This is a genomic window from Halorussus vallis (assembly GCF_024138165.1).
GTDB classification, from domain to species: domain Archaea; phylum Halobacteriota; class Halobacteria; order Halobacteriales; family Haladaptataceae; genus Halorussus; species Halorussus vallis.
Map to the genome: position 1 here is coordinate 61021 of NZ_CP100002.1, position 21480 is coordinate 82500.

Sequence of the window (21480 nt, forward strand, 5' to 3'; positions counted from 1 at the left end):
GCCGCCGGCGCGGGACGGGACGACCGACGTCTGGGAGCGGAACCGGGACACGGAGGTACTACCATGACAGACGTAGGAACGTCGCAGTTCGAAGACCGGGCATCGATAGCGAAAGAGGAAGAGGACGTCATCCTGAAGGCCGAGGACGCAACGGTCTGGTTCGACATGAGCCGCGGCCAGTCGACGGTGCTCAACCACGCCGACCTCGAGATTCGACGGAACGAGATCATCGGCGTCGTCGGCGAGAGCGGGAGCGGTAAGTCGATGTTCGCCGCGGCGCTGCTCGACGTGGTCGAGAATCCGGGGTCCCTGTCCGGCGAGGTTACGTACTACCCCCAAAGCGAGGAGCAACTCCCCCGGGGAATCGCGACCGACGAGAACGGCGCGGTCAACGTCCTTGAACTCAACGACGAACTCCAGCGACGCTTCCGGTGGGAAGAGGCGGCGATGGTGTTCCAGGGCGCGATGAGTTCGTTCAACCCGACGATGAAGATCGGGGACCACTTCAAGGAAACCATCCGCGCGCACAACGCCGACCTCAACGCGCAGATGGCCCACGCCCGCGACATTCTCGAGGCACTTCACCTGGATCCGAACCGCGTGTTCGGGTCCTACCCCCACGAACTGAGCGGCGGAATGAAACAGCGCGCGCTCATCGCGCTCGCGCTCACCCTCGAACCCCGGGTGCTGGTGATGGACGAGCCGACCGCCGCGCTCGACATGCTGATGCAGCGTTCCATCATCGCGATGCTGCGCGAACTCCAGGAGCAGTTCGACCTGACGATCCTGTTCATCACCCATGACCTGCCGCTGATGGCCGGCCTGGCCGACCGCCTCGCGGTAATGTACGCCTTCGAGTTCGCCGAGATCGGCTCCGCGGAGAAGATTCTCAAGAACGCGGCCCATCCCTACACCAGGGCGTTGCTGCGGTCGCTACCGAGCATCGACTCGGTGGTTGAGGAGATGCGGCCGATCGAGGGCTCCGCACCTGACCCGGTGAACACGCCGTCCGGATGCCGGTACCACCCGCGGTGTCCGCTCGCCGACGAACAGTGCGAAACCGTCGATCCCGAGATCGAAGAGGTGGAACGCGAGCAGGCGGCCGCGTGCTTCTACACCGAGGAATCGAGAGAGGCCATCGACTACACGCTTCACGCCGGCGTGACCGAGGAGGACACGATATGAGCGCAGACGACATCCACACTGAATCCGCGAACGAGACAGACGACGCACCGCTCCTCTCGATGGAGGACGTCAACATCCACTTCAAGCCCGGCGGAATCATCCAGAGCCGACTCTCCGAGGAAACTGTCCGGGCGGTCGACGGGGTCAACCTCGAGATCGAGGAGGAGGACATCATCGCGGTGGTCGGCGAGTCCGGGTGCGGGAAGACGACGCTCGGGAAAGCCATCGTCGGCCTCCAACGGCCGACCGAAGGGTCGATCAAGTACCGCGGCCAGGACATCTGGGACGCCAAAGACGGGAAGGGCGACGGCGAGGTTCCCTACGAGGACATCCGCCGCGCGCTCCAAATCGTTCATCAGGACCCGAGCAGCGCGCTCAACTCCTCGCGCCGGGTGCGCGCGCTGCTCGCCGACCCCCTGAAGAAGTGGCGCACGGAACTCTCCGCCGACGAGCGCCTCGAGACCATCTACCGCTATCTCGACCACGTCGGGATGACACCGGTCGAAGACTACGCGGAGCGGTTCCCCCATCAGCTCTCGGGCGGCGAGATGCAGCGGGTCGTGCTCGGCCGCGCGCTGTTGGCCAACCCCGATCTGGTGCTGGCCGACGAGGCGGTGTCGGCGCTCGACGTGTCGCTGCGCGTCGAGATGATGGAACTGCTACTCGAGCTCCAGGACATGTTCGGGACGTCCTACCTGTTCATCTCCCACGACCTCGCGAACGCCCGGTACCTCACCAAGAAGGCCGACGGGAAGATCGCGGTCATGTACCTCGGAGACATCGTCGAGATCGGCGGTCCAGACGAGATCCTCGAGAACCCGACCCACCCCTACACGAAGGTGCTCCGCTGGTCGACGCCGCCGGCCGACCCGGACGTGGCCAAAGAAACCATCCACCAGCAACCCCCGGTCCGTCGGATCGACGTCCCCGACCCGGCCGACCCGCCGTCGGGGTGCAAGTTCCACACGCGGTGCGAACAGGCCCGCGAGGTCTGCAAACGCCAGGAACCGGAGGTCTACCAGACCGAGGACACCGAAGCGAAGTGTTTCCGGGCGGTCGACGATCACGAGTACTGGCATAGCGAGGAACTCTCCGACCGAGAGGAACTCGGGTTCGCTTCCAGCCGAGACGACGAGGAGTAGTCACCGACGGCGACGGCCGCGGCCGTCGCCGTCGGTCGACCGAATGCCGACCGCGCACGTCGCCGATGCGGAACACCATGATTCCCGTGCGTCCTCGTCGAATCCGAGGGAAGCCGCGAGGCCACCGGCGGGAGCCACAAAGTTAAAATGCCGGCTTCCGTATATTCTGAATAATGATTGAAGTACGTTCGCTGGAGTCCGCTAGACAGGAAACGAGCGGCCCCCGGATGTACCTGCTCGCGGTCTGGTACTGGATCGGCACTCACGTGGCACTCACCATCGCCATCGTCGGCGCACTGTTCATCGTGGCCGGCGCGACGGTACTGCCGGGCGAAGCCCCCATCTACGCCGGGATGTTCGGCGTGTGGGGCGTGACGCTCATCATCATGGGGCTGTTCTTCGACCTGGTCTTCCGGGGTATCGCCCTCTACCAGAACCGGACCGCGACGTCGGTCTGACCGACCACGACCGGTCGGCGGACAACCACGAGAGGGGGTTCGGACGACTACGCGTTCGTCTTGCAGTACCAGATGGCGGCACCGCTGAGCACCGTGACTGTGCCGAGTCCGACGACGTTGAGAACCGAGATGACGAACAGCGCCGTGTTCGGATCGACCACCAGCAGGTACGGGAGCTGAAGGAGCAGGAAGAACCCCGACAGGGCGAACACGTAGAATATCTGCATCCGGCGGTTGCAGATCTCCCGTAGAATCGTCGACCGGGCGTTACTCATGGGGAGTTCACCGACTCAGGAGCCATCGGAACGTCGTCCATGTGCGGATATCTCCCGTCCAGATTGAAAAAAACTTCTATCGGTACGATTCGGGCGAATCCGCGGGACTCCGTCTCGTCGCTCTACCGCGGCGACACGGCCGTAGCCGTCCTTGCGACGGAGTCACAAATCCGGAAGGTTTATCTACCGTAGTGTTATATAATCGCATGGTATGCGTAAACATAGTGGCACGAGTCTCCCGGAAGACTCGACTAGACGCAGATACCTGCAGGCTATCGTCTCGGCCACCTTGGTCGGCGCGGCGGGATGTAGCGGCCAGAAGAACAAGAAGTCTCAGGGTAACGCGAGCGGAACCAATTCGCAGAATTCCGGCAGCGGACCCGGGCCGCAGAGCGATTCCGCGACGAGCAAGCGACTGACGGTCGCTGCGAACAACGTCCCCGAGCAGTCGAACGTCAACAAGTGGCAGACGGGGGATAACTCTTCGGGAGACAAGTGGCTGATGGAGATCATGGGCGCCCGAGACCCCCAACTCAACCTCTTCCTCAGCGGTCACTCGTGGGACTCGCCGTGGATCGACGGTTTCGACGAGATTTCGATTCCGACGATAACGAAGAACATCCGCGTCGAGCCACCGTACGATATCTACAGAACGTTCGACGAGCGAATGACGTTCTGGGACGGCACCCCGATCGACGCTCAAGCCGAACTCCTGGACAGGTACATGTACTACGCCATGGGGGGTTCCATCTTCAACAAGACCTCGACCTTCAACAACGAGGTGGTTTCGGACTGGGAACTCCACTCCTGGCGCGACAAAGGAAAGGTGAAGGGACAGGCGGCCGACCCGACGAACAAACTCATCCTTCAGAACGATGCCTTGAACGAAACCACTCCCGAGAACGCGACTCCGTTCCATCCCGGGTTCACCAAACCGTACGTCCAGAAGTTCAAGGACGCCTCCTCGAAGAACAAGGTCAACGAGATCATGAAGCAGGTCGAGGGAGACGTCATCTCCTTCATGAAGTACGCGGACAAGGGCTGGGGTTCGGGGCCGTACCGGATCGAATCCTCGGACGACGTTACTTCGACCCGCGCGATCGCGAAACTCCGCGACGACCACCCCAACAAACACATCAAGGTCCCCGAACTCGAGATCATGTTCGCGAGTCCGTCGCGGACGCAAGTGCTCCAGAACCGGGGGCGGATCGATCTCAGATCCGGGTTGGTGAGGGACAAGGGCGGGTCGGTCAACCGCGCCACGCTCCCGGACCACATCCAGGAGATCGACCGGTGGTACGCCAACAACGGCTACCAGACCATCTTCAACTTCAAGAACAAGCACCTCAAGCGACTGTGGGTCCGGCGCGCCATCGTCGCGGCGACCGACTGGAAGCAGGTCAGTTCGAACGGATGGGGCGGTGCCGCCGACCCCATCAAGTGGCAGACGTTCCTGCTCAACACGATCAACGAGGAGACGTTCTCGTCGGAGTTCCTCGACAAGGTCTACCAGTACCCGCTCGAACCCGACCAGAAACTCGCAACGAAGTGGATGAAGAAGGCCGGCTACACCAAGAAGAACGGCGCCTGGACCGGGCCCGACGGCAGCACGGCGAAGTTGAAGCTCATCTTCATCTCCGACAGCAACGCACAGACGAACGCGGCCCAGACGCTCAAATCCAACCTCAACGGCTTCGGGATCCCCGTCCAGGTCCAGGGGATGGGCTGGGACGCCTACTCCTCGACGCTCGAAAGCGACATCCAGAACTTCGACATGGCGATGCTGTGGGGCGACTTCAGGACGTTCTGGAACGCGTACTGGACGAACGGCCAGTGGTGGGCGAACCCGCTGGTGTCCGGCGACCCCAACGACAGCCCCAAGTGGGAAGTCGACGCCAAGAACAAGAACGACCAGAAGGCGGACACCCACGACACCTACGGACGCCCGCTCAAAGTGGACGTCCCCAAGTCGGTCGACTCCATCGAGGCCCCCGACGGGCCGGTCGTGGCCCCCGACCTGAAGAACGGCAAGACGATCAACGTCGCCAAACTCATCTACTCGCTTCGCAAGCCGGACATGAGCAAAGAGGAGATGGTCGAGAAGGCGAAGCTCTGCGCGCAGTACTACAACTACTACCTGCCGAACTTCCTCTTCAACCAGATCTACACCGGTCTTCACGGCAACGTCCGGGACTTCGACTTCGCGCCGAACGATCACCCGGCCAACTCCGCCTCGAAGGGCAGCGGCACCGCCGACTACAACCTGCAGGCCGGCCTCCCGCAGCCCAATCCCGACCAGAAGTACTCCCCGCCGAGCAACTCCAAGTAGGGCGGCAGCGAGCGAACCCGAGACGTTCCGCGCATCCACGCACTCTTTCTCCGACACGAAATCCCGTCGATAATCGAGAGCGCCCAGAACGGGCAGTCGGACAGGGTCGTACCTGCGACCGGTCGTTATCGGTCGTCGAGCGCGTCCGCGGCAGTACCGCGAACCGACTCGGAATCGTCGTGGAGGTCGCGCAGTTCGGATGTGACGGCGTCGCCGTCGCGGTCGGCGACGAGGACGAGGAGGTCGGCGGCGCTCGCGCGGACCGCCGCCGCGTCGTGGTCGAGGAGTCGCCGAATCGCTTCGACGCGGTCGACCGTTACAGCCGTCACGGTGTCCGGTTCGTCGGCGCCGACCACGGCGAGCACCCGGCAGGCTCTCGCCCGAACGGCGATCGCTTCGCGGTCGTCGTCGATTAGCGCGGCGATGGCATCGGCGCGTTCGGCGATCCTCCCGGGGTACTCGTCGGCTATCGCGGACAGTACGTCGAGGGCGACGCGGCGAATCTCCGGGTCGGAATCGCCGAGCAACGCGACGACGGTGTCGGTTTCAGACGCGACGACACCCGGTTCGGCCTTTGTAACCTCGTAGACCGTGCGACCGGCGGCCTGCCGGAGGTCGCGTTGGTGGCCGACGACCTCGTCGGCGAGTCGCTCGACGTGCGACTGGACGGCCGAGGGGTCGCTCCACATCGACGGTTCGACGCCGACCCTGTCGTCCACGTCCGAGAGAAGGACGTCGAGCAACCGGTCGGCTATCGGAACCACGGTTTCCGGGTACTCCTTGGAGACGGCGGAGAGGAACGTGGCCGCGAGGTTACGAACGCGGTCGGTGTCGGCGTCGAGGAAGGGGACGACATCGTCGACGAACGGCCGGCAGGTGTCTGGGTCCTCCCGAGCGGCCCGGACGAGCGCTTCGAGTGCGTTCCACCTGACGACCGGAAAGTCGTCGTCGAGCAGTCCGGCCAGTACCCTCGCGCTCTCGACGGCGGCAGCGGGGTCCATCCTCCCCGCGAAGGCATCGGCCGCGCCGGCCCGAACCGAACTGTCGGAGTCGGTCAGCAGGTCGGCGAGCCGCTCGGCGCGGTCGTTCAGCACGGCCGGGTTTCGAGCCGCGAGTAGCTGAAGCCCGTCGATCGCGTACCGCCGCACGTGCCCCTTCTCGGCGGTGAGGAGGTCGTCGAACGCCCGAGGGTCCACCGTCGCCGGTTCGGAGCGAGCGCGGTCAAGCAGTTCGTTCGCTCGCTCGGCCGGATCTTCGGTCATCGTGCGACGGTTCGGCACAGCGGTGGAAAATTCTATCGCCTCCTGCGGGCCGGGAACGTACGCGTCGGTTCGCGTGTTGAATCAAAAGATAGTTGGCGGGATACGGCGATGTGCTCCTATGTCGACTCAGACGAGGCCTTCTCCGGAGTACCGGCGCGTCCGTCGCCTGGAGACGGGTTGGCGCTTCCGCCGGGGCGACCCCGACGACGGCGCCGCTCCCGAACTCGACGACGGCGACTGGGACACCGTCGACGTCCCCCACGACTGGAGCATCGAGGGGCCGTTCGACCCGGACAACCAGCAACAACAGGGGTTCGCTCCCGGCGGCGTGGGCTGGTACCGCCGCGACCTCCCCGACGACGTCGAGGGGGAGGCGAGCGTCCGCTTCGACGGGGTCTACCGGAACTTCGACGTGTACGTCGACGGCGAGCACGTCGGCCACCGCCCGTACGGCTACTCGACGGTGACCTACGACCTCTCAGAGTTCGGCGTCGACGGCGGTGAGACACTCGCGGTCCGCGTCGACAACGACGAGTACCCCCACAGCCGCTGGTACACCGGGTCGGGAATCTACCGCGACGTCCACCTGATCGAAACCGACCCGGTCGCGGTCGCGCCCTCGGGCACCGATATCCGCACGAACGCGGTCAACCGTCGGCGCGCGGAGGTGACGGCGCTGACCGAGGTCGAAAACGCCGAATCGGACGCGGTCGAGTGCGAACTGGAGACCGAAATCGTCGGGCCGGACGGCGACGTCGTCGCGACCGCGCGGAGCGAGGCCACCCTCGACTCCGGCGAAACTCGCGAGTTCGAACAGCGCATCTCGGTCCCCGACCCCGAACGGTGGACGCTGGCAGAGCCGACCCGGTACTTCGCACGGAGCGTCGTCCGTCGGGGTGGCGAACCGGTGGACGACTACGTCACGCCCTTCGGAATCCGCACGTTCGAGTGGACCGCCGACGCCGGCTTCTTCCTCAACGGCGAGCGGACCGCGCTGAAGGGGGTCAACCTCCATCACGACGCGGGCTGTCTCGGGGCGGCCGTCACCGAACGCGCCCTCGAACGCCGCCTCGAAACGCTCCGAGAACTGGGATGTAACGCGATTCGGACGGCGCACAACCCGCCCCGGCCGGAACTGCTCGACCTCTGTGACCGGATGGGGTTCCTCGTCGTAGAAGAGGCGTTCGACAAGTGGCGCCACGTGGGCGCCGACGAGTGGTTCGACGAGTGGTGGGAGGAGGACCTCGCGGCGATGATCGACCGCGACCGGAACCACCCCTCGGTCGTCTGCTGGAGCGTCGGCAACGAGAGCTTCGACCACGGCGACGACGGGATGATCGACGACCTGGCGATGCTGACCGACGCGGCCCGCGAGATGGACACGACCCGGCCCGTCACCTACGGCAGTCCGGGTTGGGGCGACGGCACCGAAGGCGTCGTTGAGAACGGCATGCGCGTGGCAGAACACGTCGACGTGCTCTGTTGTAACTACCAGGAGCACTGGTACAACGACTACCGCGAGGAGGGCCTGGACATCCCCGTCGTCGGCTCAGAGTGTCGGCCCTTCTTCCGGGGGTCCGGCGACGACCCGCTGGCGTTCGTCCCGCGCAACCCCTGGTACGATGTCGCCGAGACGGAGTACGTCTGCGGCCAGTTCATCTGGGCGGGCGTCGACTACCTCGGCGAGGCCCGCGAGTGGCCGAACAAGGGGTGGTCCGCGGGGCTGGTCGACACGACCGGTGCGATCAAACCGTCCGGGCGATTCCACCAGGCGGCGTGGTCGGATGAGCCGACGGTCTTCGCCGCGGCGGTCGACCACGAGCGCGACCGGCCCGCCGCGCGTGCGCCGTGGAGTTGGCCGCCGCTGTCGGCCCACTGGAACTTCCCCGACCGGACGGACTCCCGCGGGTTCGTGAACGTGTTCACGTTCACGAACGCCGACTCGGTCGAACTCCTCCAGAACGGCGAGTCGCTCGGGACCCAGCGTGCCGAGGACTTCGGTCCCCGCCCGGTCGAGTGGTACGTCCCGTACGAGGCCGGGACGCTCCGGGCGGTCGCGACGGAGGACGGCGAGGTGGTCGCCGAACACGAACTGCGGACCGCGGGCGAACCCGCCCGAATCGAACTCGACGCGGACCGCGAAACCATCGCCGCGGACGGCCGCGACCTGGTCTACGTCGAGGCGACCGTCACCGACGACGGCGGAGTGCGCGTCCCCCGCGCGAACCACGAAATCCGATTCGACGTCTCGGGCGCGGGCGAAATCGCCGGCGTCGACAACGGCGACCTGGACAGCGACGAGTCGTGGGTCGGCGACACTCGGTCGGCGTATCACGGCACCTGCATCGCCGTCGTCCGGGCCGACCGCGAGGGTGACACCGTCGAGGTCGAGGTCACAGCCGATGGACTGAGCGGCGACAGCGTGACTGTAGCCGTAGAAGCGGAGCCGTAGTCGCTCGAAATCTCGGAAGGAGAGTCAGTCGAAATCGACGCGGCGGCCGTCGGCGGCGGAGGTCTGAATTCCGGCGAGTGCGCGCATGTCGACGAGTCCGTGCTCGCCGTCAGCGTGCGGCGTCTCGCCGGTGAGACAGCAGTGCGCGAAGTAGTCGAACTGTTCAGTGAGTTCGTTCGCGTCGAGGTCCTCGTAGCGGACGGAGCGCCCGTCGCGTTCGAGGACCAGCGTGCGCGGCGCGTCGGGGTTGAAGGCGTCCTCGACGGTGATTCGCCCCGCGTCGCCCGCGACGACGAGGCGATTCTCGCCGAACGAACCGTAGCTCGACCGACAGAGCGCCTGCGCGCCGCCAGGGAACTCGACGACGAACGCCGCGTGTTCGTCGATGGTCGGTCCCTCGAAACGTTCGTCGGGGCTGGTCAGCGAGGCCTGGACGCTCACGGGGTCGGCGTCGAGGACGAAGCGGGTCGTGTTCAGCGGGTAGACGCCGATGTCGTAGAGCGAACCGCCGCCCGCGAGGTCGGGGTCGAGGCGCCACTGGTCGGGGTCGGCCCCGTCCCCGGCGAACATGGCGAACGCGAACGACCCTTCGACCTGCGCGACGTCGCCGACGAACCCGTCCGCGACGAGGTCGCGCGCCCGGCGAATCACTGGGTCGGACTGCATCCGGTAGGCGACCATCAGCGTCACGCCGGCGTCCTCGCAGGTCGCGACCAGTTCCTCGGCGCGCTCGAGGGTCGCCTCCATCGGCTTCTCGCAGATCACGTCCTTCCCGAGCGCGGCGGCGGCCTCGACGTGTTCGAGGTGGAGCGCGTTCGGCGTACAGACGTAGACCGCGTCGTAGGCGTCGGCGGCCTCGCCGTCGTGGAACGCCTCGTACGTGAGCGCGGCCTCGGCCGCGACCTCGCGTGCCTTCTCGGCCGACCCACTGACGGTCGTGGTGACCTCGGCATAGTCAGCGTCGGCGATGGCGGGCAGCGCCGCGTCGCGGGAGAACCCGCCGAGACCGACGAGCGCGATACGGACCGTTCCGTCGGCGCCGTCGTCCCAGTCGCGGTCGGCGAACTCGTCGTCGAAGACGTCGAACTCCATACGTACGCGTTTCGGGCGGCGACCATAAATCTCGTGTCGGTCCGCTCGCGGAGGCCGGGCGAGCGGTCGCACACGAGGTTCTAAGGCGCTCCGTTTCGTAGCGGCGAGCGATGTCCGAAGAGACTACGCTACGCGACGTCGCCGACGAGGCGGGCTTCGACCTCGGCGCCGCCGTCGCCGCCCAACCGCTTCGAACGGACGCGGGCTACTGGAAGACGCTCCGCCGCGAATTCAACGCGGTCACCGCGGAGAACGCGATGAAGATGGGACCGTTGCGACCAGAACCCGGCGTCTACGACTTCACGGACGCCGACGCGGTGGCGAACTTCGCCGAGGAGTACGACATGACCCTCCGGGGACACACGCTCGTCTGGCACAACCAGTTGCCCGAGTGGTTCCAGGAGTGGGACTACACCGACGAACAACTCGCGGACTTCCTCCGCGACCACGTCCACACGGTCGCCGGCCGCTACCGCGGGACGGTCGACGCGTGGGACGTCGTGAACGAGGCGGTCGCCGACGACGGGTCGATGCGCGACACCGTCTGGCACCGGGCGATGGGCGAACGGTACCTCGACAAGGCGTTCCGGTGGGCCGACGAGGTCGCGCCCGACGCTGACCTCTACTACAACGACTACGGCGCGGACGCCGTCAACGAGAAGTCCGACGCCGTCTACGACCTGGTCGAGCGCCTCCTCGACCGCGACGTCCCGATCGACGGCGTCGGGCTTCAGATGCACGCCCTCCGAGGAACGCCGGACCCGACGTCGGTCGCGGAGAACGTCCGGCGCTTCGCGGACCTCGGCCTCGACGTGCAGATCACCGAGATGGACGTCTCCTACCTCGCGGCGGACGCCCCCGAGGACTACCTCGAACGGCAGGCCGAGGACTACCGCGAGATCCTCGAAGCGTGCCTGGAGGAGGGCTGTGCGACGCTCGTCGTCTGGGGCGTCCGGGACAGCGACTCCTGGATTCCCGGGTGGTTCCCGGACGTCACCGAACAACCGCTCCTGTTCAGCGGGGACAACGAACCCAAGCCCGCCTACCACGCGGTGAAGGACGCGCTCGACGAGCATCGGGACGCCCGATAGCGCCTCGGCCGACCGAGAGACGTGACCGCGCTCAGTCGACCCGCTCGTCCGGGAACGCGGTCGGAACCGCCGCCGGCCGGCCGGGGTCGCTCTCGATGGCGACGTGCTCGCCGCGGTCCGCGGCCGTCCGGATTCCCTCCGCGATTTCGAGGACGTGGTAGGCCAGCGCGCCGGTCGTCCGGTGGTCCCAGTCGGTCCGGACGGCGCGGGCCAGGTCGGCGATGCCGACGCCCCGTCCCGCGGTGTAACCGTGGGTCGAGGACACCGCCTCGAAGCCGTCGGTGTCTCGGTCGGAGACGCGGACCGGCCCGTCGAAGCGGTTCGGGTCGGGGAGCGCGAGCGTCCCCTCGGTCCCGTATATCTCGAAGGCGGGCGCGGGAAACGACGACCCGCCGGGCGTATCGAAACTGAACAGCAGGTTCGCGGTGACGCCGTCGGCGAACTCCACCGTTCCCGTCTCGTGGGTCGGGACCTCGACGTCGATCGTCTCGCCGCGGCGCGGTTCGCTCTCGATGGTCCGCTCGTCGGTGGCCCGCGACGTCGAACCGGTGGCGCGCCGGGCGGGGCCGAGCAGCGAGACGAGCGCCGCCACGTAGTACGGGCCCACGTCGTAGAGCGGACCGCCGCCCTCCTCGTAGAAGAAGTCGGGGTTCGGATGCCACGTCTCGTGGCCCGAGGAGGCCCAGACGACGGTCGCTCCGAGCGGTTCGCCGATGCGCCCCTCGTCGACGACCGCCCGACACGTCTGCAGGCCCGCGCCGAGAATCGTGTCGGGCGCACAGCCCACGAGCAGGTCGCGTTCGGTCGCGGTTTCCAGAATCGAACGCGCCTCGCCCGTGTCGGTCGCCAGCGGCTTCTCGGAGTAGACGTGCTTGCCCGCCTCCAGAGCGCGGAGGGTGGTCTCCGCGTGCGCGCCGGGCGAGGTCAGGTTGACCACCGCGTCGACGGTCGGGTCCGCCAGCAGTTCGTCGACGTCGTACGCGGTGACGTCGTACTCCTCGGCCTTCGCCTCGGCCGGGCCTCGGCTCCGGTTCGCACAGCCGACGATCTCGAAGCAGTCGAAGCGGTCGTCCGACGACAGGTAGGCGTCGCTGATGTCGCCACAGCCCAGGACGCCCACGGAGAACGAATCCATGGGTAGGGCATCCCGACGGAGGACGGTAAAGGTTGCCACCCGGAACTCGGCCGCCGCACCGACCGGGGCGAGAGCGCCCGGTTCTCGCCGCTGTCTGTGTGGGCCGGAACACCGGCGCGCGGGCGTCGCTGGTCCGGATTACCGTCACCGCCAGACTGTTATATGTGGCCGCAATACCCTGTGTTAGTTGTGAGCATACAGCAGCAGAAACAACGACTGGAGAACCCGCTGGACAGCGACGATATGACGATCACCTACATCGGTGGCGGAAGCCGTGAGTGGGCGCCCAAACTCGTCCAAGACCTCGCGCTTTCCGACCTCGACGGGGAGGTACGCCTCTACGACGCCGACGTCGAGAGCGCCGAACGGAACGCCGAGTTCGGCAACTGGGTCCACAAGGAACACGAGGACGCCAGCGACTGGACCTACGAGGCGGTCGAGGACCTTGACGAGGCGCTCGACGGCGCGGACGCGGTCATCCTCTCGACGCAGTACGACCCCGCCGAGACGTTCGTCCACGACCTCGACATCCCCAAAGAGTACGGCATCTACGGCGCAGTCGCGGCCACCATCGGTCCCGGCGGCATCTTCCGCGCGATGCGGACCATCCCCCTCTACCGGAAGTTCGCGGCCGCGATTCGGGAGAACTGCCCGGACGCGTGGGTGTTCAACTTCACCAACCCCGTCCACTTCGTGACCCGCGCACTCTACGACGAGTATCCCGGCATCAACGCCGTCGGCCTCTGTCACGAGGTCATCTGGACCCGCCACGAACTCGCGGCCCTCGCCAACGAACACCTCGGGATGGACGCCACCTACGAGGACGTCACGGTCAACGTCAAGGGTATCAACCACTTCACGTGGGTCGACGAGGCCCGCTGCAACGGCGTCGACCTGTGGCCGGTGCTGGAGGACCGCAAGGACTCGGAGGAGGCCCACCGGACGTTCACGTCGGCGGACCTCGAAGACCAGAGTCCGTTCAGCGACAACAGACAGGTCAAGTGGGAACTCCTGCGCAAGTTCGGCCTCCTCCCGGCCGCGGGCGAGCGCCACATCGTCGAGTACGCGACCTGGTTCCTCGTCGGCGGGAAGGAGGGACTCAACCGCTGGGGGGTCAAACGCACGCCGAGCGAGTTCCGGGCGAAACACTGGACCCCCCAGGAGTCCGAACAGACGACCGACGTCGAGGCCTGGATGAACGGCGAACGGGAGTTCGAACTCCGGTCCTCCCACGAGGTGTTCGACGAGATGCTCGAAGCCCTCGCCGGCGGCGAGGAGTTCGTCGCCAACGTGAACGTGCCGAACGTCGGGCAGGTCGCGGGCGTCGAGGAGGGCGCGGTCGTCGAAACGAACGCGGTCGTCCGCGCCGGCGAAATCCGACCGGTCACGGCCGGGGGTTTCCCCCGGCCGGTCGAATCGCTCGTCAACGAACACGTCAACACCATCGAAACCGTCATCGAGGCGGCCCGCGACGGCGACCTCGACGCCGCCTTCGAGGGCTTCCTGATCGACCCTCAGGTCCGGACCCTCCAGACCGAGGACGCCCGCGACATGTTCGCCGAACTGGTCGCGGCCGAATCGGAGTACCTCGAGGACTGGGACATCGAGGGGTCGGACACGCTCGCGGAGTCCCCGAAGTTCTAATCTCGGCCGAGCGCCCCGGTCGCGGTAGTCTGCTTCTCTGCACTCGCGATGCGGCGCCCGTACGACCCCGAAAGTGCCGTGTCCCCCTAGCGCACCGGTGGGTCGACGCGCGGACGCTTCGTCGCCGCTTCCGGTACTCGGCCACCGTCACCTCCGAGCAACGGTCACCGTTAGCACGCAGTGGCGTCCGCGTTTCGTTATCGTGAACGGCATCCGACCAATCGAAATCGCCCTCGAAGGGAGTTCACCGGAGTCCGTCCCGGGTGCGGGTTTCGTCCTCGCCGCTCGGTACATCGTAATTCTCGACGACGGTGGTAGAACGCCTCCATCCCTCGAACCCCCACGTTCTGAGATAGGGAACGGATTTGGGGATTTTACGTCGAAAGAGCGACAGTTATGCACCTGCCGGAGTCCGTCTATTACAGAGTTAGAGGTGTAATGCTTGTGCTGGATCTTCCCGCACTGTGACTCCTCGCTCACGGATATGCGGCTGGAAAACTCCCGGACGTGAGTTTGACACTGTCTGGCACTGGTCAGTCGGTGGAACCCGCCCATCCCGTCCGACGCTTTCTCCGCCGCGAGTTTTCTATGATAGAAAATTCCGACGGGGAAGGTGTGCAAGAGACGGTGTTCGCCTGGTGATGAGACGGATTTAGACGGCTGAACGAAACCGTTCCTGTGCTCTCTCGCCGTCTTATGAGGCTCGAACACGTTCTCCTGTCGGAAACCGGTTCGACCGGCGCCACGGCTCCGAACCGGGCCGGTGATGCGTCTCAGTTCCGAGATACGAGTTGCCCCCGAACGCGACGGCGTATCGACGTCTCGGCCACTACTCCTCGTCGAAGAGCGTCTCCCCCTCCAGCAGATGTCCGGAGACGACGTCGAGGTCGACCTCGACGCCCAGTCCGGGTTCGTCGGGTACCTCGATGCGCCCCGATTCGAGTATCCGCTCGGTGACCACGTCGCTCCACCAATTCACGTCGCGGGCGTGGAACTCGAGCGCGAGGAAGTTCGACGCCGCGGCCGCGACGTGCGCGCTCGCCATCGTGCCGACCGGCGAGGCGACGTTGTGCAGCGCGAGCGGGATGTAGTAGGCCTTCGCCATGTCCGCGATCTTCTTCGTCTCCAGCATCCCGCCGTTCTTCGGGACGTCCGGGTGAATCACGTCGATTCCGTGGTTCTCGATCAGTCGGCGCGCGCCCTCGACTCGGTAGACGTTCTCGCCCGCCGCAATCGTCACGTCCGTGTTGTGCGTGACGTACGTCTGGACGTCGTGGTTCTCCGGCGGGACGGTATCTTCGAGCCACCAGACGTCGTAGCGTTCTATCGCCGACGTGAGCCGGCGGACGGTATCGCCGGTCCAGCTCCAGTGACAGTCGAACGCGACGTCGGCGCGGTCGCCGACGGACTCGGTGACCGCCTCGACGATGTCGGCGCGGAAATCTATCGCTCGCGCATTCAGGTGCTTGTTCTTCGGGTCGCCCACGTGTCTCCCCGAGCCGTCGAGGTCGAACTTGATCGCGTCGTACCCCTCCTCGACGACCGCCTCGGCCGCGGCCGCGTACGCGGACGGCTCGTACGCGCCCCCGTCGTCCGCGTCGGTTTCGTGGAGGTGCTCGCCGGCGTGCACGTCGCAGTAGACGCGGACGTCGTCGCGGTGCTTGCCCCCCAGCAGTTGGTACGCTGGGACGTCGAGCAGTTTGCCCGCGAGGTCGTGAAGCGCGACGTCGATTCCCGAGACGGCCGTCACGCCCACCCCGTTCATCCCGCCGAGGTAGGCGAGTCCGTCGTACAGTTCCGTACAGCGGGCGTCGATGTCGACCGGGTTCTTCCCGACGATGAGTTCCTTCGCGTGTTCGACGTAGGCGTCGGCCTTCGGCCCAAGTACCATCTCGCCCGTCCCGGTCACGCCGGCGTCGGTGTACACGCGGACGAGCGTCCACTCGAACGTGGACCCGATTCGAGTCGTCTGGACGTCCGTAATCTCGACGTCGCGCACGTCGCTCCGTGGTACCATATCCGTTTCCACCGACCCTACGTGTAAATCGTTTCGCCTCCCGGCGACGGGCCGACGACCGGTCCAGACCGACGCGGGCCTGCGACGCCCGGCGAAGTCGGCCTACAGCGTGCCGTACCGGTCCCAGACCTCGAAGACGCTGTCGCCGTCCCGGATGTCGCGTCGAACCGCGTTCTCGGTTTCCAGTTCCTCCTCGCCGCGTTCGATGACCTCTTCGACGACGTCGGGGTCGATGACCACGATGGACTCGTAGTCGGCGAACACGACGTCACCCGGCTTCACGGTCACGCCGTCGATTTCGACGGGAACGTCCCACTCTCTGAAGCTCACCCGGCCGAACGACTCGATCGCGCTGTGGCCGTCCGCCCACACGGGGAACTCGTGGTCCTCGATCATCCGCGAGTCGCGGGTCGGCCCGTCGATGAGCGCACCGACGGCGCCGTTCTCCTGTACGATCGTGCTCAGCAACTCTCCCCAGAGTCCGACCTCCGTGTCCGTCGGGGCCGCCATGACGACGAAGTCGCCGTCCTCCACCGCCTCGAGGTAGCGGAAGAAGTCCGAATCCTCCGCGTCGTCCGACCCCTCCTCCTCGTAACCGATCTCGACGCGCTGGGAGGGATGGGCGGTCCCGACGACGGGGTCGCGCCGCCAGAGGGACTCGATTCGCGTACAGGGGATCACGTTGTCGTTGATCCCCATCTCGTCGGTGACGTCGTTGATCAGTGCGCTGTGCAGTTCCCGTAGCCGGCGGCGCTGTTCGCTGGTGAGGCTCATTGGACGTCGCTCTCTGGACCGAGTCGCAGATTACCAATAAAGCCATCGCAATCGGCGATTCGCACGGGAACCGCCGCGGGCGGTCCCCATCTGTTGCGGAGTCGTTGGTCACCGAACCGCCGGGACGATCAGTCGAGCACCGTCTCGAGGTGCCGGGCCAGTCCGTCCCCGATGGATGCCATCCCGTCGTCGCCCGGGTGGAGAACGTCCCAGGTCAACTCCGAGGGCGGCAGTAACTCAGGGCCCTCCACCAGCGAGAGGCTGTCGTGCGGGGAGTCGGCGACCACGGAGCGCAAGGCCTCCCGGAAGGCGGCGGCGTGCTCGGCATCACCGGTCGTGGTCGCGTCCGCGAAGTAGGGGAACAGCGTCACGCACGCGACCGGTTTCTCCGGGTGTGCGGCCGCGACCGTGTTCACGAAGGCGTCCGCGCGTTCTCGGAACTCCGCCGGCGAGAACGCCCCGTTCGCCATGTTGACCGAGAGCGCGAGCGTCGCGACATCCCAGTCGTCGCGGTCCGCGATGAACTCCGCCATCGCCGATTCGCAGTACGCCGAACCGGAACAGCCGAGGTTCAGCGCGTCGAACCCGCAGTTTCGGGCGACGTGCGAGACATAGCTCAGGTGCGGCGCCGAGGACTTGGCGCCTTCGGTGATGGAGGTGCCGTAGGCGAGGTAGCGCCGGTCTGGGAGTTCGTCGGCGACGGGCGGGCGGCAGTCGCCGGCGACATCGTGAAGCGCCACCGGGGCGAATCGCTCGAACCGGACTCGGCAAACGCGCGGGTCGAAGCGTCCCACGTCTACGCTCGCGTTGAGGTCCTTCAGTCTATCAGGAACGGAGAGGGTGAGCGTCTCTGGCGTCGAATCGATCTCGACGGGTTCCCAGGACTGGAACGCGCCCCAGAAGACCCGGACCGGCGTCCGCTCGGCCGCGGACAACGTGATCTCGATCTCGCCGTCCTCGCTCTCGGGGACGAACCGGACTTCGCTACCGGTCGCGTGCCGCACCCGCTCGCGCGCCCCGTCGTTGAGTTCGGCCCCGACCGAGGCGGGGACGCGACACAGCCGATCGCCGCCGGTCGTCCAGTCGGCGGGTACCGTTTCCGCGACGTTGTGCAGCGAGACGAACGGATACTTCTCCGACTTCATCTGGATACGTGGTAGTCGGAGAGGCCCGATATAGTTCTGTTGCACTGCGGACTCTCGCGGTTTCCGGCGCATCCGGCGAGGGAGGCGGGTCGGACTCTACGGACATCGGTCGTCGCCTGCCCGGACTCAGTCGTCGCCGGCCACCGTCTCGTGGAACTACCGCTTCGACTCGTCGTCTTCGCCGTCTTCCCCGTCTCCGCGGGATTCGTCCCTGCCCGCCGGCGCGAGTTCGACCGTCACCGTGTCGGTTTCGTCGTCTATCGTGACGGTGGTTTCGCCCGACAGCGCGCCCTTCTCGGCCGCGATTCGGTAGTCGCCCTTGAAGCCGCGGGTGGCGTAGACGCCGTTGTCGTCGGTTTCGCCGGTCTCGTCGGTCCACCACTCGTCGAAGACGAGGTCGCGGTACGTCTCGCCGTGGGGCCGCAGCGTCCAGTCCGAGTCGTAGTAGGCGCCCGTCGGCCGCCAGTGGTCGTCGGCCCAGAAGCCCCACGAGACGACGCCCTCAACGGCCGCCTGGCTGAACGCGACTGTGAGGAAGTCGCGGGTGTAGTCGCGCTGGAGTTCGACGTCCTGGGCGTTCCGTCGGCTGAATATCTGGATGTCGAACTCGGAGACGAGCAGGGGGAGGTCGAACTCTGCGAACCGCTCGAAGCTCGAAATCAGCGTGTCGACGTCGAGAATCTGGTTCCACTGCTGCTGGTGGTGGCCCATGAACGCGATGCCGTCGACGGGATAGTCGTTCTCGACCAGTCGGGTGAGGTAGTCGTAGTACGCGTCCTGCTGCCAGGTGCCGCCGACGACGCCCATCTCGTTGGTGTACAGGCCGTCCTCGGTGGCCGCGTTCGCGACGTCCCACCAGTGCCTGACGTCGTCCCAGCCCAGGCCGTCGCCGTCGTCGTCCCGGAAGTTGGACTGCCAGACGGGATGGTTGTGCATGTCCCACTCGACGACGTCGTCCGCGAATTCGGTGGCGTGGGTCCGTATCTTCTCGGTGATGCGCCGCCGGAGTTCGTCGCCCGAGAGTGAGTCGGCGTTCTCGATGGACATCCCGCCGCCGCCCGCGGTGTCGAACTGCTCCCAGAGCAGGTAGTGGCCCCGAACCGGGACGTCCCGCTCGTTGAACCAGTCGAGGGTCGCCCGGGTGGCGTCGTTGTCGATGTCCCACTCGCCCTCCCAGGCGGGATATTTCAGCCCGTTCTCGACGGTGGCCTTGTTGAAGTTCTCGCGGAACGTCTCCCGATACGTCTCGTCGTCCTCGCCGTCGCCGGTGATGTGGCCGACCGAGACGGCGCTCCCGAAGTCGAACGCGTGGTCGGTCATCTCGACCTCGACCGTCGCGTCCGCCATCGGCTTCCCGCCGGGGTTCAGGACCTCGACCTCGACGTCGGTCTTCCGAACCTTCTCGATGCGCTCGCGGGCGGCCTGGCGCCACTCGGCGTCCTCGGCCCGGCCCTCGTAGTCGTACGGCGGTAGCGTCCCGAGCGACACGTCGGCGTCGCCGTAGTCGAACAGCGCAAGTCCGCCGAACTCGACGGTCCAATCGTCGGAACCCGGCAGGAACTCCAGCGCCGGAACGAGGTCCGAGCCGTCGGGTTCGGCGCCGACCTCGACGGGGAAGAAGTACCGCATCCACCGCTCGCCGGGTTCGACGCGGGCGCTGCGCTGGACGAAGTTCTCGCCGAACGCCGGGTTCCCGCGGGCGTCGGTGTACCGGTAGCCGAACCGCGCTTTCACCTCGGCGTCCTCGTCGCTGCGCAGGTACGCCACGGCGAGCAGCAGGTCGCCCTCGGCGAACGAGCGGTCGGTGATCTCGCCGGCGTACGCCGACGCCGACGGGTCCGTTTGGTCGCCACGGTCGTCGTCCCGGTCATCGTCGTCCGCCTCGTGGTCGTCACCCCATGCGGTCGGCACGCGGACCCGGTCGGCTTTCGTGATGGGCACGGCGTCGGTGTCGACCGGGACGGTCGTCTCCGCGCCCGCGCCTCGGAGCGAGAACGCGTCAAGCGCGGCCTCCTCGGTCGTGCCGTAGACGTACGACCCCGGCGGAAGTTGGCGCTGTTGCCTGCTCGAAGCAGTCAGGTCGTTCCGGAGCGTCCGGTGGTAGTCGTCGAGCGATTCCGACGTCCCCCGCGCCGCCGCGGCCGGACCGACGGCCGCCGACGCGCCGACCGCGCCGATGGATTTGAGGAACGTCCGCCGCCTGTGCTGGTAGTCGGAGCTATCGTCTGACATGTGACTCCGTAACAGTGTGAGACGTCTCCTCACTTAATTTTGTCGTGTATATTGACAATTGAGTCCCCGAGTTCGATTGAACTATCGATTTCTCGGTTCGGGCTTACACCTAACAAGCCCGAACGAGGCTTTGGGGATAGGACGGCACTGGGGCGCGGCCGGCGCTCCGGCGACGATGTCGCCGGAGCGCCGGCCTCTCGTGGGGAACCGACGTCCGCGAAATCCGAGACGGCGGGTGACAAAACCTATTTGACACCGCTTTCCGAACCCCGTGGCATGGACACGACGTGGATGCTCCCGCCGCGACCCGACCGGCGGTGGACGATGGCCAAACAGCTCGGACTCTCGACCGCCGTCGTCCGGTTCTGGGGCGAAGAGGAGTGGTGGACGTACGACTCGCTGTTGCGGACCAAGAACCGGTTCGCCGACCACGGCCTCTCGCTCGAGGTGGTCGAGGACCGCCCGCCGATGACGAAGACGGTGCTCGGCGAAGACGGCCGCGACGAGGAGATAGCGACGGTCAAACAGTTACTCAGGAACATGGGTGAGGTCGGCATAGACGTCTACTGCTGGGTGTGGACCGAGAACCCCGTGGGCGTGCTCCGAACCTCCGACGCCGTCGCGCTCCGGGGCGACTCCCGGACGACCGCATACGACCACGAGCAGTCCGAGCGCGCGCCCGCGCACCCGGCCGACGTCACCGAGGCGGAACTGTGGGAGAACCTGGAGTACTTCCTCGACGAGGTCGTCCCGGTCGCGGAGGAGGCGGGCGTGAAACTCGCGCTCCACCCCGACGACCCGCCGATATCGCCGGTCCGGGGCGTCCCCCGCCTCGTGACCTCCGTCGAGAACGTCCGGCGAATCCTGGACCTCCACGACAGCCCGAACCACGGGCTCACGTTCTGCCAGGGCAACTTCTCGGCGATGGGCGCCGACGTGCCCGAGACGATACGGGAGTTCGGCGACGACATCCACTTCGTCCACTTCCGCGACGTGGAGGGGACCGCCGAGCACTTCGTCGAAACCTGGCACGAGGAGGGCCAGACCGACATGCTCGCCGCGATGGAGGCCTACCGCGAGGCCGGGTTCGACGGCCCGATTCGGCCCGACCACGTCCCGAAGATGGCCGGCGAGGAGGACCGGGAGGGGACCATGGCCGGCTACACCGACACGGGACGGCTGTTCGCCATCGGCTACATGAAGGGACTGCTGGAGCGGGCCGAAGGCCGGTAAGGCTCCGAAGTTTT

16 protein-coding genes are annotated in these 21480 nt (G+C 66.4%); 8 read left to right on the forward strand and 8 right to left on the reverse strand.

Annotation, left to right across the window (positions count from 1 at the left end; genetic code table 11):
- Positions 1 to 63 precede the first annotated feature (63 nt).
- From NGM07_RS22930 to NGM07_RS22940, 3 genes are all read left to right on the forward strand, one after another.
- Positions 64 to 1185 carry an ABC transporter ATP-binding protein gene (locus NGM07_RS22930; protein ID WP_253521509.1) on the forward strand — a complete coding sequence of 374 codons (1122 nt, stop codon included), beginning with the start codon at positions 64 to 66 and terminating at the stop codon, positions 1183 to 1185.
- On the forward strand, positions 1182 to 2327 hold the full coding sequence (locus tag NGM07_RS22935) for an ABC transporter ATP-binding protein (protein WP_253521511.1): 1146 nt from the start codon (positions 1182 to 1184) through the stop codon (positions 2325 to 2327). The genes NGM07_RS22930 and NGM07_RS22935 overlap by 4 nt, the downstream gene beginning before the upstream one ends.
- Positions 2328 to 2500: 173 nt before the next feature.
- Entirely contained in the window at positions 2501 to 2785 is a 285-nt protein-coding gene (locus NGM07_RS22940; RefSeq protein WP_253521514.1) for a hypothetical protein, read from the forward strand.
- Between the two features lie 47 nt (positions 2786 to 2832).
- Here NGM07_RS22940 and NGM07_RS22945 read toward each other — a convergent pair whose 3' ends face one another.
- Positions 2833 to 3060 carry a hypothetical protein gene (locus NGM07_RS22945; protein WP_253521517.1) on the reverse strand — a complete coding sequence of 76 codons (228 nt, stop codon included), beginning with the start codon at positions 3058 to 3060 and terminating at the stop codon, positions 2833 to 2835.
- 211 nt (positions 3061 to 3271) lie between these two features.
- Here NGM07_RS22945 and NGM07_RS22950 point away from each other — a divergent pair, with 211 nt between their 5' ends.
- Positions 3272 to 5389 (forward strand): ABC transporter substrate-binding protein, encoded by a 2118-nt coding sequence (locus NGM07_RS22950; RefSeq protein WP_253521519.1) that lies wholly within the window; start codon positions 3272 to 3274, stop codon positions 5387 to 5389.
- Between the two features lie 125 nt (positions 5390 to 5514).
- On the opposite strand, the gene NGM07_RS22955 is transcribed toward NGM07_RS22950, so the two are convergent.
- A complete protein-coding gene (locus NGM07_RS22955) occupies positions 5515 to 6651 on the reverse strand; it encodes a HEAT repeat domain-containing protein (protein WP_253521521.1) in 1137 nt (378 codons plus the stop codon).
- 118 nt (positions 6652 to 6769) lie between these two features.
- Here NGM07_RS22955 and NGM07_RS22960 point away from each other — a divergent pair, with 118 nt between their 5' ends.
- Entirely contained in the window at positions 6770 to 9103 is a 2334-nt protein-coding gene (locus NGM07_RS22960; protein ID WP_253521523.1) for a glycoside hydrolase family 2 TIM barrel-domain containing protein, read from the forward strand.
- A 24-nt stretch (positions 9104 to 9127) separates the two neighbouring features.
- Here the strand turns inward: NGM07_RS22960 and gfo6 are convergent, their stop codons facing one another.
- Complete coding sequence (gene gfo6, locus NGM07_RS22965; RefSeq protein ID WP_253521525.1) at positions 9128 to 10195, reverse strand: D-xylose 1-dehydrogenase Gfo6; 1068 nt, start codon at positions 10193 to 10195, stop codon at positions 9128 to 9130.
- Positions 10196 to 10305: 110 nt separating this feature from the next.
- On the opposite strand from gfo6, the gene NGM07_RS22970 reads away from it, so the two are divergent.
- Positions 10306 to 11286 (forward strand): endo-1,4-beta-xylanase, encoded by a 981-nt coding sequence (locus tag NGM07_RS22970; protein ID WP_253521526.1) that lies wholly within the window; start codon positions 10306 to 10308, stop codon positions 11284 to 11286.
- A 31-nt stretch (positions 11287 to 11317) separates the two neighbouring features.
- Here NGM07_RS22970 and NGM07_RS22975 read toward each other — a convergent pair whose 3' ends face one another.
- On the reverse strand, positions 11318 to 12421 hold the full coding sequence (locus tag NGM07_RS22975) for a Gfo/Idh/MocA family protein (protein WP_253521528.1): 1104 nt from the start codon (positions 12419 to 12421) through the stop codon (positions 11318 to 11320).
- Between the two features lie 243 nt (positions 12422 to 12664).
- Between NGM07_RS22975 and NGM07_RS22980 the strand changes: the two genes are divergently transcribed.
- Positions 12665 to 14065 carry a family 4 glycosyl hydrolase gene (locus tag NGM07_RS22980; protein ID WP_253521618.1) on the forward strand — a complete coding sequence of 467 codons (1401 nt, stop codon included), beginning with the start codon at positions 12665 to 12667 and terminating at the stop codon, positions 14063 to 14065.
- 829 nt (positions 14066 to 14894) lie between these two features.
- On the opposite strand, the gene NGM07_RS22985 is transcribed toward NGM07_RS22980, so the two are convergent.
- The 4 genes from NGM07_RS22985 to NGM07_RS23000 all read right to left on the reverse strand — a co-directional run bounded on the left by NGM07_RS22985 (position 14895) and on the right by NGM07_RS23000 (position 20233).
- Entirely contained in the window at positions 14895 to 16082 is a 1188-nt protein-coding gene (locus tag NGM07_RS22985) for a mandelate racemase/muconate lactonizing enzyme family protein (RefSeq protein ID WP_253521531.1), read from the reverse strand.
- A gap of 102 nt (positions 16083 to 16184) precedes the next feature.
- Positions 16185 to 16856, reverse strand: coding sequence for an RraA family protein (locus tag NGM07_RS22990; RefSeq protein ID WP_253521534.1), 672 nt, complete (start codon positions 16854 to 16856; stop codon positions 16185 to 16187).
- 128 nt (positions 16857 to 16984) lie between these two features.
- Positions 16985 to 18001 carry a GDSL-type esterase/lipase family protein gene (locus NGM07_RS22995; protein ID WP_253521537.1) on the reverse strand — a complete coding sequence of 339 codons (1017 nt, stop codon included), beginning with the start codon at positions 17999 to 18001 and terminating at the stop codon, positions 16985 to 16987.
- A 156-nt stretch (positions 18002 to 18157) separates the two neighbouring features.
- A complete protein-coding gene (locus NGM07_RS23000) occupies positions 18158 to 20233 on the reverse strand; it encodes an endo-1,4-beta-xylanase (RefSeq protein ID WP_253521540.1) in 2076 nt (691 codons plus the stop codon).
- A 276-nt stretch (positions 20234 to 20509) separates the two neighbouring features.
- Here NGM07_RS23000 and NGM07_RS23005 point away from each other — a divergent pair, with 276 nt between their 5' ends.
- Positions 20510 to 21466, forward strand: coding sequence for a mannonate dehydratase (locus NGM07_RS23005; RefSeq protein ID WP_253521543.1), 957 nt, complete (start codon positions 20510 to 20512; stop codon positions 21464 to 21466).
- The last annotated feature ends 14 nt before the right edge of the window (positions 21467 to 21480 follow it).

Coding starts and splice junctions, on each gene's coding strand:
- NGM07_RS22930 (WP_253521509.1), top strand. CDS start 64: ATGACAGACGTAGGAACGTCGCAGTTCGAAGACCGGGCATCGATAGCG.
- NGM07_RS22935 (WP_253521511.1), top strand. CDS start 1,182: ATGAGCGCAGACGACATCCACACTGAATCCGCGAACGAGACAGACGAC.
- NGM07_RS22940 (WP_253521514.1), top strand. CDS start 2,501: ATGATTGAAGTACGTTCGCTGGAGTCCGCTAGACAGGAAACGAGCGGC.
- NGM07_RS22945 (WP_253521517.1), bottom strand. CDS start 3,060: ATGAGTAACGCCCGGTCGACGATTCTACGGGAGATCTGCAACCGCCGG.
- NGM07_RS22950 (WP_253521519.1), top strand. CDS start 3,272: ATGCGTAAACATAGTGGCACGAGTCTCCCGGAAGACTCGACTAGACGC.
- NGM07_RS22955 (WP_253521521.1), bottom strand. CDS start 6,651: ATGACCGAAGATCCGGCCGAGCGAGCGAACGAACTGCTTGACCGCGCT.
- NGM07_RS22960 (WP_253521523.1), top strand. CDS start 6,770: ATGTCGACTCAGACGAGGCCTTCTCCGGAGTACCGGCGCGTCCGTCGC.
- gfo6 (WP_253521525.1), bottom strand. CDS start 10,195: ATGGAGTTCGACGTCTTCGACGACGAGTTCGCCGACCGCGACTGGGAC.
- NGM07_RS22970 (WP_253521526.1), top strand. CDS start 10,306: ATGTCCGAAGAGACTACGCTACGCGACGTCGCCGACGAGGCGGGCTTC.
- NGM07_RS22975 (WP_253521528.1), bottom strand. CDS start 12,421: ATGGATTCGTTCTCCGTGGGCGTCCTGGGCTGTGGCGACATCAGCGAC.
- NGM07_RS22980 (WP_253521618.1), top strand. CDS start 12,665: ATGACGATCACCTACATCGGTGGCGGAAGCCGTGAGTGGGCGCCCAAA.
- NGM07_RS22985 (WP_253521531.1), bottom strand. CDS start 16,082: ATGGTACCACGGAGCGACGTGCGCGACGTCGAGATTACGGACGTCCAG.
- NGM07_RS22990 (WP_253521534.1), bottom strand. CDS start 16,856: ATGAGCCTCACCAGCGAACAGCGCCGCCGGCTACGGGAACTGCACAGC.
- NGM07_RS22995 (WP_253521537.1), bottom strand. CDS start 18,001: ATGAAGTCGGAGAAGTATCCGTTCGTCTCGCTGCACAACGTCGCGGAA.
- NGM07_RS23000 (WP_253521540.1), bottom strand. CDS start 20,233: ATGTCAGACGATAGCTCCGACTACCAGCACAGGCGGCGGACGTTCCTC.
- NGM07_RS23005 (WP_253521543.1), top strand. CDS start 20,510: ATGGACACGACGTGGATGCTCCCGCCGCGACCCGACCGGCGGTGGACG.